Annotated in this window: 10 protein-coding genes, 1 pseudogene and 2 riboswitches; of the genes and pseudogenes, 4 read left to right on the top strand and 7 right to left on the bottom strand. The window is 56.2% G+C overall.

Annotation, left to right across the window (positions count from 1 at the left end; genetic code table 11):
* Nucleotides 1-31 precede the first annotated feature (31 nt).
* The 7 genes and pseudogenes from A8990_RS05570 to gcvH all read right to left on the bottom strand — a co-directional run.
* Nucleotides 32-175: pseudogene (locus A8990_RS05570) on the bottom strand (nitronate monooxygenase); the annotation flags it as partial.
* 182 nt (nucleotides 176-357) lie between these two features.
* A complete protein-coding gene (locus A8990_RS05575; RefSeq protein WP_116188027.1) occupies nucleotides 358-1,128 on the bottom strand; it encodes an SDR family NAD(P)-dependent oxidoreductase in 771 nt (256 codons plus the stop codon).
* Between the two features lie 19 nt (nucleotides 1,129-1,147).
* On the bottom strand, nucleotides 1,148-2,590 hold the full coding sequence (locus A8990_RS05580) for a glutamine synthetase family protein (protein ID WP_116188028.1): 1,443 nt from the start codon (nucleotides 2,588-2,590) through the stop codon (nucleotides 1,148-1,150).
* A gap of 3 nt (nucleotides 2,591-2,593) precedes the next feature.
* Nucleotides 2,594-4,048, bottom strand: a complete 1,455-nt coding sequence (locus A8990_RS05585; RefSeq protein WP_116188029.1) for an NAD-dependent succinate-semialdehyde dehydrogenase — start codon at nucleotides 4,046-4,048, stop codon at nucleotides 2,594-2,596.
* On the bottom strand, nucleotides 4,020-4,856 hold the full coding sequence (locus A8990_RS05590; RefSeq protein WP_116188030.1) for a gamma-glutamyl-gamma-aminobutyrate hydrolase family protein: 837 nt from the start codon (nucleotides 4,854-4,856) through the stop codon (nucleotides 4,020-4,022). The genes A8990_RS05585 and A8990_RS05590 overlap by 29 nt, the downstream gene beginning before the upstream one ends.
* 83 nt (nucleotides 4,857-4,939) lie before the next feature.
* Nucleotides 4,940-5,851 (bottom strand): lipoate--protein ligase family protein, encoded by a 912-nt coding sequence (locus A8990_RS05595; protein ID WP_116188031.1) that lies wholly within the window; start codon nucleotides 5,849-5,851, stop codon nucleotides 4,940-4,942.
* On the bottom strand, nucleotides 5,832-6,218 hold the full coding sequence (gene gcvH / locus A8990_RS05600) for a glycine cleavage system protein GcvH (RefSeq protein ID WP_116188032.1): 387 nt from the start codon (nucleotides 6,216-6,218) through the stop codon (nucleotides 5,832-5,834). Before gcvH ends, A8990_RS05595 begins: the two co-directional genes overlap by 20 nt.
* A 124-nt stretch (nucleotides 6,219-6,342) precedes the next feature.
* A riboswitch (glycine riboswitch) is annotated at nucleotides 6,343-6,447 on the top strand.
* 3 nt (nucleotides 6,448-6,450) lie between these two features.
* A riboswitch (glycine riboswitch) is annotated at nucleotides 6,451-6,568 on the top strand.
* Between the two features lie 136 nt (nucleotides 6,569-6,704).
* Between gcvH and gcvT the strand changes: the two genes are divergently transcribed.
* The 4 genes from gcvT to A8990_RS05620 all read left to right on the top strand — a co-directional run bounded on the left by gcvT (nucleotide 6,705) and on the right by A8990_RS05620 (nucleotide 13,152).
* Nucleotides 6,705-7,808 (top strand): glycine cleavage system aminomethyltransferase GcvT, encoded by a 1,104-nt coding sequence (gcvT, locus tag A8990_RS05605; protein WP_116188033.1) that lies wholly within the window; start codon nucleotides 6,705-6,707, stop codon nucleotides 7,806-7,808.
* Nucleotides 7,809-7,824: 16 nt separating this feature from the next.
* Nucleotides 7,825-9,189: an aminomethyl-transferring glycine dehydrogenase subunit GcvPA gene (gene gcvPA, locus A8990_RS05610; RefSeq protein WP_116188034.1), complete on the top strand. Its 1,365-nt coding sequence runs from the start codon at nucleotides 7,825-7,827 to the stop codon at nucleotides 9,187-9,189.
* The gene (gene gcvPB, locus A8990_RS05615) at nucleotides 9,186-10,649 is read left to right on the top strand and encodes an aminomethyl-transferring glycine dehydrogenase subunit GcvPB (protein WP_116188035.1); all 1,464 of its coding nucleotides are present in this window, start codon (nucleotides 9,186-9,188) and stop codon (nucleotides 10,647-10,649) included. Before gcvPA ends, gcvPB begins: the two co-directional genes overlap by 4 nt.
* A gap of 238 nt (nucleotides 10,650-10,887) precedes the next feature.
* Nucleotides 10,888-13,152, top strand: a complete 2,265-nt coding sequence (locus A8990_RS05620; protein WP_116188036.1) for a cellulase family glycosylhydrolase — start codon at nucleotides 10,888-10,890, stop codon at nucleotides 13,150-13,152.
* Nucleotides 13,153-13,380: the final 228 nt, after the last annotated feature.

The following is a 13,380-nucleotide window of genomic DNA, read 5'->3' on the forward strand; positions in this document are numbered from 1 at the left end:
CCAGCAGGCGAAAAAGAACGCTTGCATTCGGCAAACTCATCCCTGTAATCTGGCCAAGACCTCCCGCATTGGAGATGGCCGCTGCAAGATCGGCATACCCCAAGTAGGCAAGGCCGCCTTGAATAATGGGATATTGGATTCCAAGCAGTTCAGTCAAGCGCGTGCTCCACTTCATACGCCCCCCTGCCTTCTTTTCCAAGAGTTGAAAAATGTCGCAGGATCGTTCTCCGACCAAACTCTTGAGGGCTTCTTCCACCGCGTCGCCATGGAACCATTAAGAGGTTGACATATAAAAGAGCCGCAAAGATATGCGGCTCTTTGAGAAATACCATATCTGAATCTCCTGCTAATGCCTCATTAAAAATAATTGCACGTAATCCCGCCGTCAATATTCAAGATCGCGCCGTTCGTCCAATCGGATTCATCCGATGCGAGGTAGATCGCGCTGTTCACGATATCCTCCGGCCGGCCGAACCGTCCGCTCGGCTGTCGGTTCAGTCGAAGCCGCTTCGCCTCTTCATCCTTGAGCAGCCATTCCGTAAGCAGCGGCGTCTCAATCGGGCCGGGACAGATGGCGTTGCTGCGCACGCCGTACGGGCGGAATTGAATCGCGAGCGATCTCGTGAGCGACACGATCGCTCCTTTGGATGCGGTATAGGCATCCTGCGGCACCGAGCATCCCATGAATGCGACGAACGACGCGATATTGATGATCGAGCCGCTTCCTCGCTGGACCATATGCGGGATGACGTGCTTGCACATGAGAAAAGTCCCTTTCACGTTCACAGCCATCACCCGGTCCCATACCTCGACCGTCGTATCGATGACGGAGCCATCCTCTGCCGGCATGATGCCAGCATTGTTGTAAAGCACGTCGACATGACCGAACCGTTCCACGGCTTGGCTGACCGCCGTCTCCACACTTTGCTCATCCGCGACGTTGCACCGGAAGAAAGCCGCCTCTCCGCCTTGCTCCGAAATATCGCTCACCGCTGCCTGTCCCGATTGTTCGTTTACCTCGAACAAGGCGACCTTCGCGCCTTCCCGGGCAAACATGCGAGCCGCCGTCAGCCCCATCCCGCTGCCTGCGCCGGTTATTATACATACTCGATCCTGCAAGCGTCCCATCGAAGCAATCTCCTCTCCATCACCCTTGTTCAAAATACCGCATCCGTTCCCAGTCGGTGACGAATGCATCATAGGCTTGCTGTTCCACGCGGGCCATATTGTAATAATGGTCCGTCACTACATCGCCGAACGCCGAACGCACGAGCGGGCTTGCTTTCCATACCGCCATCGCTTCATTCAGCGATGCCGGAACACGGGGAAGCCCCTCGGCCGCATAAGCGTTTCCTTTCCACTCCGGCGGCGGTTCGATCCGATTCTCGATGCCATGCAAACCTGCTGCGATCATGGCTGCATAGGCGAGATACGGATTCATATCCGCACCGGGAATACGGCTTTCGATCCGCAGACTTTGCCGTTCGCCGACAATGCGCAGTCCGCTCGTCCGGTTATCTCGGCTCCAGACGATGCTCACCGGAGCCCAGCTCTCAGGCGCGAACCGTTTGTAGGAGTTGACTGTCGGGGCGAAGAACAGCGAGAAGTCACGGGTGCTGGCCAATATTCCGCCGAGAAAATAACGCATCTTCTCCGACATCCCGTACGGCTGCTGGTCTGGATCGTCGAACAGATTGCGTTCCCCTTTCTCATCCCAGACGCTGATATGGATATGGCCGCTCGATCCAGTCCAGCCGTGATGAGGCTTCGCCATAAACGTAACGGAGCAGTTCTGCTGCATGCATATCTCCTTGATGCCATGCTTCAGGATGACGTGCCGATCAGCCGAGGTCAGCGCATCCGCAAAACGCATGTTAATCTCATGCTGCCCGATGGCCGCTTCGCCTTTCGTCGACTCAATGGGAATGCCCGCCGCATTCATGCTGCTGCGAATGAGCCGGTACAGCGGTTCGTTCCGAGTACCCTGCAGCAAGTTATAATCCTCGTTGTAATGCCCTGCGACGTTCATCTTCGTGGTGCGATAGCCATCTGTATGGAGCTGCTCGTATGTATCCCGGAATAGAAAAAACTCTAGCTCGCTCGCTGTCACGATGCGGAAGGAGAGCTGTTCCGCCCGCCGAAGCTGCTGTTGTAAAATCTCCCTCGGAGACACGGCGATTCTGCTGCCTGTATGCTCTTCCTCGACATCGCAGAGCACGAGCGCCGTTCTCTCCTGCCACGGAATGACGCGCAGTGTACTCCAATCCGGCTTAGCCAGCCAGTCGCCATAGCCGCTTTCCCAGTTCATCAGCGAATAACCGCTAGGTGTATTCATCTCCATATCGGTACCGAGCAAATAGACGCAGAAATGGGTTCCTTTCGTCAACCCGCTGCGCAGACAATAATCACTGGTCAGCCGTTTTCCCATCAACCGGCCCTGCATATCGCAAAAGGCGAGAATCAGCGTGTCGATCTCGCCGGCTTTCATCGCTTCTTCGAGCTCCGCTGTGGATATTAGTCCACTTGACCAGGAACTGGAACTGGACTCAGAGCTGGACTCGGGCTCGTTCCTCTTCCGATTGTCATCCATCGTTCATCCTCCCTTCTCCTCCAGGTTCAGATTGATATATTTCAACTCCAGAAAATCGTCCAGCCCGTGATGTCCGCCTTCCCGTCCTGTACCGCTCTCCTTGATGCCGCCGAACGGCGCTTGAGGGACGCTGAGCGAGGTTCCATTCACGGCGATCATGCCGAACTCGAGCTGCTCGCACATCCGGTACACACGGCTCACCTCGCGGGTGAACACATACGCCGCCAGTCCGTAGGGCGTCGCATTGCAGCGGGCGATGACCCCGTCTTCCGAAGCGAAAGACACAATCGGCGCCACCGGTCCGAAAATTTCCTCCTTCATCACGTCCATCTCTTCATTCACGTCCGTCAGTACAGTCGGTGCATAGAAATGACCATGCGCATATTTCTCTTCCGTCAGGCGGTACCCGCCGGTCAGAATGGACGCCCCCTTCGCCTCAGCGTCTGCCACGAGCCGATCAACCCGAAGCAGCGCTTCCCCGTCAATCAATGGTCCGATGTCGACGTTCGGCTCATCGCCAGGGCCGACGCGAAGCATGCTGGCTAGCGAGGAGATCCGCTCAATTAGCTCTTTATGAATCGCCTCATGGGCATATATCACATTGATGCCGTTGCACACTTGCCCGCAATTTTCAAACTTGTTGCCTACGATCGACTTCGCTGCCAGCTCAACGTCTGCATCGGGGAAAACGATGACCGGCGCGATGCCGCCAAGCTCCAGCGACAGCCGTTTCAGCCCTCCCGCCGCCCGCATCATAATTGATTTCCCCACTTCAGTCGAACCTGTGAAGGAGATTTTGCGGACACGGGAATCTGATAAGAATACGTCGCTGATCGCTGCGGCGCTTCCGGTCACCAGATTCGCGACGCCGCTCGGAATGCCGGTATCCATCAGCAGCTGTAATAAGGCGACGGCAATAAGCGGCGTCTGGCTCGCCGGCTTGACCACGATCGTGCAGCCGGCTGCCAACGCAGGGGCAGCTTTGCGGATGATCATCGCTGCGGGGAAATTCCATGGTGTAATCATGCCGACGACGCCGACAGGCTGGCGCCAAACCATAATGCGCTGATTAGGACGGGAGCCGGGTATCGTCTCGCCGTAGCTACGTTTGCCTTCCTCGGCATACCAGCGGATAAACTGCGCCGATCCTTCCAGCTCTCCCGCCGCTTCCTCGACTGGTTTCCCCTGTTCCCGCGAGATTAAGCGCGCGAGGTCATCGCGCTCCCGCTCAATCCGATCCGCCCACTGGTTTAGATATGAGGCCCTCTGCACAGCAGTCAGCCGACCCCAGCCGGGCAGCGCAAGCGACGCAGCTTCGACGGCTCGAGCCGCAGCCTCGCCGTTTCCTCTCGGCACTCTGCCGACCGCCTCGCCTGTCGCGGGATTGTAGACAATCAAGCTGTCCCGTGCCTCTGTCACTTTCTCCCCGTTAATCCATTGGCAGTTCCATCTGTCCATATCCAGATCCAGTTCCTGGCTCGGATCCATCTCCTCGTTCCCACTGTTCACGGCTACCGCTCCTTCCGTTGATTTGATCGATCAGCCAGCGGAACGGGACTAGACCTTCGTCATCGTGAACGGCCATCATCTCAGGGTGCCATTGCACAGCGAGCACGTTCGGGTGACTGGGATGAACGATCGCTTCGATAATACCATCCTCAGCGACTGCAGCCGCAACAAGTCCATTCCCGAGTCCTCGAACCGCTTGATGGTGATAACTGTTTACCCTGATTTCTTCCGTTCCGTATAGCCGCCGAATCCCCGTCTCAAGCAGCCTCACCCGGTGCACCTTGTACCAGCGAGGCGCTCGGGAGAACTGATGGGCGAGCACATCTACCGTGTGATCCGCTACGTCCACATACAGCGTTCCGCCGAAACTCACATTGAGGAGCTGCATCCCTCTGCAGATGGCCAGGATTGGCTTCTTCTGCCGAAGCGCCTCTTCTATCAATCGCAGTTCGAACCGATCCCGCTCGGGCGCAAGGATTCCGCAGCGCAGATCGGGATTCGCCCCGTACAGCTGCGGATCGACATCCTCCCCGCCAGCCAGAATGAGGCCGTCCAACGCTTCGACAATTCGCTCGCAAGCTGAAGGGTCGCAAGCCGGTATGCCAATCGGCGCCGCGCCGACCTTCTGCACGGCATGCATATAATCGTGCCCGATCACGCCAAACCCTTGTCCGGGCATGCCTCGGAATGTCCCGCCTATTCCCTCCGCGCCGGAGACATGATAGCCCGTAATGCCGATAAGCGGCATCGTTCTCATCCGATCTCCCTCCTTCTCGCTTCATTTTATTCCGAGTCTTTGGGACAAATGACCTGTCTACCAATGGTCTTGTTTAGTGACCATTATCTGAGATAATTCCAATTATCCGCCCCATACTTCTCTCTGGAGAGTTTGGCCGCGAGCTCCAGTTCGCCTTCGGTTAGCTGCCCATCCATGAACTCGACGTTAAGGCCTTCCGCGAAGCTGTCACGGAATACTTGTTCAAGACGCTGCACCGACACTGGCGGCATTTCCCTCCGTCGCAGGCAATCGTTAATCGAAGCAGCTTTACGTCCAAATAGCTTCCGCATCCGCTGCTTGATATCCGGACCCCCGAATCGAAGGACGGAGAACAGCTTCTCGTCATCCAGCTCGAGCAGAATCGAGCCGTGCTGCATAATAACGCCGTTCCCTCGCATCTGCGCGCTGCCGGCGATTTTGCGTCCGTCGACAAGCAGCTCGTACTTGGACGGCGCGTCAAAGCAGGCTGCGGTAAGCGGCTTCCGTTCGGAAACGCGCTCGCTTCCGCTTTGCTCCTCCGTTTCGTCAATCTGTCCTGTCATAGTCGTATCCAATCCCAGTCTCTGAACGCCAATCAATAAGCCGCGGCTTAACTCGGCGCAAGCTTCTGCGAGATTCGCCGGCATGCCCGGATACCCTTCGGAGACGACGATGCTGTATGTCAGCTCCTGATCATGCAGGACGGCTCGTCCTCCCGTTGATCGGCGGACGAACCCCAGACCATGCTCGCGAAGCGCTCGGAAATCTACTTCCTTCTCCGCATGCTGAAAGTAGCCGATCGACAGCGAAGCCGGGTTCCAGCCGTAAAAACGTACTGTCGGCGCTACTGCGCCTTCACTGTGTGCAATCGAGATCGCCTCGTCAATCGCCATGTTTTCCGCAGGAGATCGTCTTCCTGTATGCAAGAAACGCCATGGCGACCGTTCATTACCAGCATCATGCTGCAAACGCCCGCTATTTATTAATGGCTTCATACTGGTCGGCACTGAGCAAACTGTTCACCAGATCGGCAGCATCACCGTCGACCTCTACTTCGACGATCCAGCCTTCGCCATACGGATCAGAATTGACAAGCTCAGGCGCATCCAGCAGCGTTTCGTTAATCTTCGTCACTTTACCCGTCACCGGGCTGTACAGCTCGGAAACGGTTTTTACCGATTCAATGGTACCCATCGGCTGTCCCGCTTCTACCTCTTGGCCAATCTGGGGAAGCTCGACAAACACGATATCGCCTAGTTGACATTGAGCGAAATCGGTGATGCCAATTTTAACGGCTCCGCTTCCCGCTTCCGCCCATTCATGATCCTCCGTATAGCCTAATCCTGGCTTGACCAAGCTCATCTTTAACATCCTCCCGAAATGGAATCGACTTTTTCAAAGTGACATCTTCTCTAATAGGGGTGTATATCTTAATGTATGATGGTAGGCATTATGCCAATGCCATATATGAGAACTGAATAAGCGGATGATGGTAACGGGAGAGACCGCCTGCGGCACTAATAACGGCGGCGCCGAAGGAGTAAGCCTCTCAGGAAGTGAATCTCTCAGGCAAAAGGACCTTTACCGGACGCATCTCTGGAGAGCACGCGCGAGGTCGGTTGCCGACCCTCGGCGTCACCGACGGGGAAACCTGAACGTATGGGGTTTGTGCTTTCTTTGTTCGGGGTAACTCTCAGGTACAAAGGACAGAGCAAAGAGCGAGAACGGCAAGCGCAGCCATGCTGTGCGTTCGTCAAGCTTATTTGCTGCTGTCTTATTTCAATTTATGGCGTTTGGGCTTAGTCTTGCATTGTCTTGCATTGCATTCTCGTCTAGGAGGGCAACGAAATGGCGATCGATCTGAAGAGAACGCCGCTTTATCCGCTCTACGCCGATTATCCCGGTGCGCGGTGCATCGACTTCGGCGGATGGGAGCTCCCTGTTCAATTCTCCGGCATACAAAAAGAGCATGATGCGGTTCGTCAGCAAGCCGGACTCTTCGATGTTTCGCATATGGGTGAATTTTTCGTTACTGGCCGCTTCGCCGAAGCCTTTCTCCAGCTGGTGACCACTAACGACGTTTCGAAGCTGGTTGACGGTCAGGCGCAGTATACGCTCATGTGTTATCCGGATGGAGGCGTCGTCGATGACCTGCTCGTGTACCGGATAACGGCCGATCAATTCATGGTTGTCGTCAATGCCGCCAATATCGACCGCGATTTCGAATGGATGCGAGAGCATCTCATAGGCGACGTCACGCTCGAAAATAAATCGAGCGAGCTTGCCCTGCTTGCGCTACAAGGGCCATCTGCAGCCGCAATCATGGCGCTGGCCGCGGAGCAGTTCGACTGCGGTAAGCTTGCTCCCTTCCGCTTCGAGGCCGCAGTCTCGGTCGGCGGTGTTCAATCTCTCGTTTCCCGTACCGGATATACCGGCGAAGACGGCTTTGAAATCTATGTGTCTGCCAATCAGGCGCAGCACGTATGGCGGTCGCTGTTTGCTGCAGGCGAGGCATTCGGTCTTCAGCCCGCCGGTCTTGGCGCGCGCGATACGCTTCGGTTTGAGGCGAGGCTGCCGCTGTACGGTCAAGAGCTGTCCGATCGGATTTCGCCGCTCGAAGCAGGCCTGAGCCCTTTCGTCAAGCTCGATAAAGGGAACTTCATCGGCCGCGACGCGTTGGTTCGGCAAAGGGCGGACGGCGTGCTCCGCAAACTCGTCGGCATCGAGATGATCGACCGCGGCATCCCCCGCTGCCACTATCCCGTCTGTACTGCCGATGGCACGCCGATCGGTGAGGTCACTTCCGGCACCCAATCCCCCACGCTGAAGCGAAACCTCGGTCTTGCGCTTATCGAGACTGGCTGCACCGGGATTGGAACCGAAGTATGGGTCGAGGTCCGAGGCAAGCTGCTCAAGGCCGAAGTCGTCAAAACCCCTTTTTACAAAAGATGAGCAAGGAGCGTGCATAATGACGAGACCGCACCGCTACATCCCGATGACCGAGCGGGATAAATCCGAGATGCTGGCCGCGATCGGAGCAGCCCAGACCGATGATCTCTTCCGCGATATTCCAGATGCGATCCGTTATCGGGGCGTTCTGCCGATGTCCCCTGCCCTGGATGAAATTTCGCTGCTCGCCCATATGAAAGAACTGGCCGGCCGCAACACGGATACTGCTAGCTGCATCAGTTTCCTCGGCGCTGGCATTTATGATCATCATATACCGGTAATCATCAACCACATGATCTCCCGCTCCGAGTTTTATACCGCCTATACCCCTTACCAGCCGGAAATAAGCCAAGGCGAACTGCAAGCCATCTTCGAGTTTCAATCCTATATTTGCGAATTGACGGGCATGGCCGTTGCAAACGCCAGCATGTACGACGGCGTGACGGCATTGTCGGAAGCCGGCGCATTGGCAGCCGGAGCTACCAAACGGCGCGAGCTCGTCGTCTCGCGCACGGTTCACCCGGAAGCTCGAGAAACGGTCCGAACGATGGCGCGGGGACTCGGCCTCGATATCGTCGAGGTAGGCTATTCCGCAAGCGGCGTCACCGATCTGGCGGCACTGCGAGCAGCGGTTACCGCGGATACTGCGGCTGTGCTTGTCCAATCCCCTAACTTCTTCGGCTGCCTGGAAGACCTGACCGCGATCGAACCGATCATCCATGGCGTCAAAGGGCTGTTCATCGTCAGCGCCAATCCGATCTCGCTCGGACTTCTCGAAGCGCCAGGCAAGCTCGGCGCCGACATCGTCGTCGGCGATGCGCAGCCGCTAGGCATTCCGCAATCGCTCGGCGGACCGACCTGCGGCTTCTTCGCTGTCGCCGAACCGCTGATGCGCCGGATGCCCGGCCGAATCGTCGGCCAGACGAAGGACATCGATGGCAAGCGCGGGTTCGTGCTGACGCTGCAAGCGCGGGAGCAGCATATCCGCCGCGAGAAGGCGACCTCCAACATTTGCTCGAATCAGGCACTGCTAGCCCTATGCGCTTCGATCTACCTGTCTACAATGGGCAAGCAAGGCCTAATCGACGTAGCGAATCTGAATCTGCGGAAGGCGCATTACGCCAATAGCCAGCTTGCCTTCCACGAAGGGATCACACTTCCTTTTGCCGCTCCGTTCTTCAATGAATTTGTCATTCGGCTGCCTGAAGAAGGACCATCTGTGAGTGAGATCAACCGGCAGCTTCTAACATACGGCATCCTCGGCGGCTATGATCTCGGGCTGGCGTATCCGGAGCTTGAAGGTCATATGCTGGTTGCCGTCACGGAGAAACGGAAGCGCGAGGAAATCGATCATTTGGCAAGCAGATTGGGGGAATTGATATGAACACGGAGGAAAAAGCGCTTATTTTCGAACTAAGCAAACCGGGCCGTATCGCCTACTCGCTGCCTGCCTGCGACGTTCCTGAACTAGAGGCTGCTGTCTGCATTCCAGCATCGATGATCCGGCAAGTGCCCGCTCAGCTGCCCGAAGTGTATGAGGTCGATGTCATTCGCCATTATACGGCGCTTTCGAGGCGGAACTTCGGCATCGACAACGGTTTCTACCCGCTCGGCTCGTGCACGATGAAATACAATCCGAAGATTAATGAGGATACGGCGAGGCTTAGCGGATTTGCCCACATTCATCCCTATCAACCGGCTGGTAGTATTCAGGGGGCTCTTGAGCTTCTTTATACGCTGCAGAACGATTTGGCCGTATTAACGGGCATGGATCAGGTGTCGCTTCAGCCCGCTGCCGGCGCGCATGGAGAATGGACCGGACTCATGATGATTCGTGCCTACCACGAGAACAGGGGCGAAAAGCGGTCGAAGGTGATCGTTCCCGACTCCTCGCACGGCACGAACCCGGCAAGCGCGACGACCGCCGGGTTCGAGACGATAACGATTCAGTCGGATGCGAGCGGCATGGTCGATCTGGATGCCTTGCGCGCAGCCGTCGGCAGCGATACCGCCGCGCTCATGCTGACGAATCCGAGCACGCTCGGCCTCTTCGAGGAGCACATCCTGGAGATCGCGCAAATTGTCCACGAGGCCGGGGGGCTGCTATATTACGACGGAGCCAATTCCAACGCCATTATGGGCATTACCCGCCCCGGCGATATGGGCTTTGACGTCGTGCACTTGAATCTGCACAAGACGATGAGCACTCCCCATGGCGGAGGCGGTCCGGGCGCGGGGCCAGTCGGTGTCAAAAGCATGCTGATCCCGTATCTGCCTAAGCCGATCGTTGGCATCCATAGCGACGGGACCTACTATTTCGACTATGACCGTCCGGAATCGATCGGCAGAGTCAAAGCGTTCTACGGCAACTTCGGCATACTCGTCCGAGCCTACACGTATATCCGTACCTATGGACCTGAAGGGCTGCGTCAGGTGTCCGAATGCGCCGTGCTGAATGCCAATTACATGATGCACCGCCTCTCAGCCCATTACGAAATTCCGTACCCCGGCGTCTGCAAGCATGAATTTGTCATGTCCGGACGCGGCTTGAAGGCATACGGCGTCCGGACGCTCGACGTCGCCAAGCGGCTGCTCGATTTCGGCTATCACCCGCCGACGATTTATTTTCCGCTCAACGTCGAGGAATCGATGATGATCGAGCCGACCGAAACCGAAAGCAAAGAGACGCTCGACCGCTTCATCGATACGATGATTCAGATCGCCGAAGAAGCACGTACGACTCCCGAACTCGTCACAGGCGCCCCCTACGGCACCGTCGTGCGCCGGCTCGACGAGACGAATGCGGCACGGAAGCCGATATTGAATTGCTCGTGCGGAATCTGAGATATTCCATAACTAAGCCGGCTATAAAACTAGCCGGCTTGTTTATATTTATGATCTTGAAAAGGTTCAGGGCTAGAATCTATGAATTGAAGATAAGAAATCTAACTTTAGTCCAATGTAAAAAAACGGCTTCAGGTATACGGTAATAATGCGGTGCGGCTATAAAAATTAGCACGGAGGTGAAAGCGGTTCCGAGATTAATTTCCGCACAAACGCTAAGGATAAAAGGAGGACGTCTATGATAATTCCACGGCGCGGTTTATCGCTCATCGCAGTACTCGCGCTTTTGTTTTCCACCCTGCTCGCGCTTCTTGCGCCTGCACCTGCGCAGGCTTCCGTTACCGGCTTCGTCACGCGCTCCGGCAGCCAGCTGCTCTTGAATGGACAGCCGTTCCGTTTCGGGTCCGCGAATATTTACTGGCTCGGCGTCGACGAGAATGTTCCGCCGGGTACGATCGACAACCCTACTTCCTTCCGCGTCGACGATGTCTTTGATACTGCCAAGGAAATGGGCTTCAACGTCATTCGTTCGCACGCAGCCATCTCGTTTGGCTGTGCCAAATGCATCATGCCCACGCTCGGCAACTACAACGAAGAAGCCTTCAAGAAACTCGACTACGCCATCAAATCAGCCGGCGATCACGGCATTCGACTCATTCTGCCTCTCATTGATCAGTACAGCTACTATCATGGCGGCAAGAAAACATGGACCGTCAACTGGTTCGGCTATCCGGATGATGGTCAGCCTTACTCGGGCTACGAATTTTTCAACAAACGAGAAATTATTGATGCGTTCAAGCAGCATCTCAGCGTGCTCTTGAATCGGACGAATACGTATACCGGAGTCAAATATAAAGACGACCCGACCATTATGGCCTGGGAAACAGGCAACGAGCTGCTCTGGTATGATAACAAGCCCGCAGAGCTTGCCTGGACGCAAGAAATTGCGAACTACTTAAAAAGCCTCGATGCCAACCATCTGATCATGGACGGCAACTATGGCGTCGAAGACACCCACCTTTCTATCTCCAGCATCGATATCTACTCCGATCATTTCTACAAATGGCCTGCCATCGGCAGCTGCTGCAAGGGGCTGTCCGTCTCGCAGCTTAACACGCAAGCGACGAAGGTCGCGAATGCCGGCAAAGTCATGTACGTCGGCGAGTACGCATGGAACGAGGAAGGCTACGGTACGCTCGCGAGCTTCTACAGCGCCATCGAAAGCAACCCTGTCATTGCCGGAGATGCGCCTTGGGCGCTGTTCGGCCACAGCGACGATTACGGCTACGTCCAGCATAACGATGGTTACACGATTCACTATCCGGGCGACAATGCCGCAATGTCGACGAAAACACAGCAGATGCGGACGCATGCCTATGCAATGCGCGGCATTGCGGTTCCGGCTCACGGCATACCAGGTGCACCGCTCATTACTGGAGCTTCGGTAAGCGGCGGATTGAATGTGCTGAAGTGGCGCGGCGCGGTTCCTTCAGCAACCTATACCGTCGAGCGTTCCACGGCAGGCGCCAGCGGACCTTGGACTGTCATCTGCAATCAATGCGCAACCGATAATTCGACGCCTTGGACGGATTCCGGCATCGCCAGCGGCACGGCGGTCTGGTACCGGGTCAAGGGACATAATTTGAGCGGAGTGACCGGCGCTTATTCCAATGTGTACGCAATTTCCGGCACGACGCTCCCTGCTCCGGGCAGCTTCTCCCAGAGCGCGCCGGCATCAGGAGCTGCGAATGTCGGTACGCAGCCGACTTTCAGCTGGGGGGCTTCCTCCAATGCAGCGTCCTATACGCTCACCGTAGCTGATAATTCAAGCTACAGCAGTCCTGTCGTGTCGGCAAGCGGCTTGACGGGAACATCGTATACGTCAGGCATCCAGCTGGCGAATAGCAAAACCTACTATTGGAAAGTGGCGGCGCAGAACGGCAGCGGAACGACAATTTCCTCCAACGCGGGCATTTCCTTCACGACTTCCGCTGCGGGAGGCCCAATAACGATCGATAATTTCGATACGTACAGTTCGGACAGCGCGCTTCAAGCCGCTTATGTGCGGAATGCCAGCGGTGGCGCTTTTACCGTAACTCGGGACAGCGCGACCAAGGATGCCGGAACCTATAGCATGAAGGCGGCGTATACGATCTCTGCCTCGCCTAACTATGCGGGCGTTACGCGGACACTGGGCACGGCCAATTGGAGCGCCGCGAACGGACTTCAGCTGTGGGTGAAGCCGGACGGATCGAACCGTACGCTGACGATTCAGTTCAAGGAGACGAATGGTGAGACATGGGAGACGTATTACACCATGTCAGGCACGACGGCTGCCTCATTGCAGCTGCCATTCACCAGCTTCCAGCATCCGGGCTGGTACAGCGGCGGCAACGGGATAGTCGACCTCTCCTCCGTCGCTGAGCTCAACTTCTATATTAACCAAGGCTCAGGCGGCACGGGCAGCAGTTCGATTGGAATGGATGATGTGAAGACGTATTGATTGGCTGGCTGTGAGCTGGTTGAGAGCTTGTTGAGCTGAACGAGAAACACCAAATAGGCTGCCGATGCCGGCAGCCTATTGTTGTTCTTGCGCGATCGTATCCCGTTTCTTCGAAATTTAAATGCTGCGATATTAAATGGCTGTATTGACAAAAACGGCAAATGCAGCGCTCTGCGAGGTGTTGGGGGTCGCGAATAGACTCAGCGCATTATCACGCGCAATGGGATT

Origin of the sequence: Paenibacillus taihuensis (genome assembly GCF_003386535.1) — a bacterium.
In the GTDB taxonomy this organism is placed as follows: domain Bacteria; phylum Bacillota; class Bacilli; order Paenibacillales; family Paenibacillaceae; genus Paenibacillus_Z; species Paenibacillus_Z taihuensis.

What these genes read in the sequence shown, in the direction of transcription:
- A8990_RS05575 (WP_116188027.1), bottom strand. Translation starts at nt 1,128, where the DNA reads ATGGGACGCTTGCAGGATCGAGTATGTATAATAACCGGCGCAGGCAGC.
- A8990_RS05580 (WP_116188028.1), bottom strand. Translation starts at nt 2,590, where the DNA reads ATGGATGACAATCGGAAGAGGAACGAGCCCGAGTCCAGCTCTGAGTCC.
- A8990_RS05585 (WP_116188029.1), bottom strand. Translation starts at nt 4,048, where the DNA reads ATGGACAGATGGAACTGCCAATGGATTAACGGGGAGAAAGTGACAGAG.
- A8990_RS05590 (WP_116188030.1), bottom strand. Translation starts at nt 4,856, where the DNA reads ATGAGAACGATGCCGCTTATCGGCATTACGGGCTATCATGTCTCCGGC.
- A8990_RS05595 (WP_116188031.1), bottom strand. Translation starts at nt 5,851, where the DNA reads ATGAAGCCATTAATAAATAGCGGGCGTTTGCAGCATGATGCTGGTAAT.
- gcvH (WP_116188032.1), bottom strand. Translation starts at nt 6,218, where the DNA reads ATGAGCTTGGTCAAGCCAGGATTAGGCTATACGGAGGATCATGAATGG.
- gcvT (WP_116188033.1), top strand. Translation starts at nt 6,705, where the DNA reads ATGGCGATCGATCTGAAGAGAACGCCGCTTTATCCGCTCTACGCCGAT.
- gcvPA (WP_116188034.1), top strand. Translation starts at nt 7,825, where the DNA reads ATGACGAGACCGCACCGCTACATCCCGATGACCGAGCGGGATAAATCC.
- gcvPB (WP_116188035.1), top strand. Translation starts at nt 9,186, where the DNA reads ATGAACACGGAGGAAAAAGCGCTTATTTTCGAACTAAGCAAACCGGGC.
- A8990_RS05620 (WP_116188036.1), top strand. Translation starts at nt 10,888, where the DNA reads ATGATAATTCCACGGCGCGGTTTATCGCTCATCGCAGTACTCGCGCTT.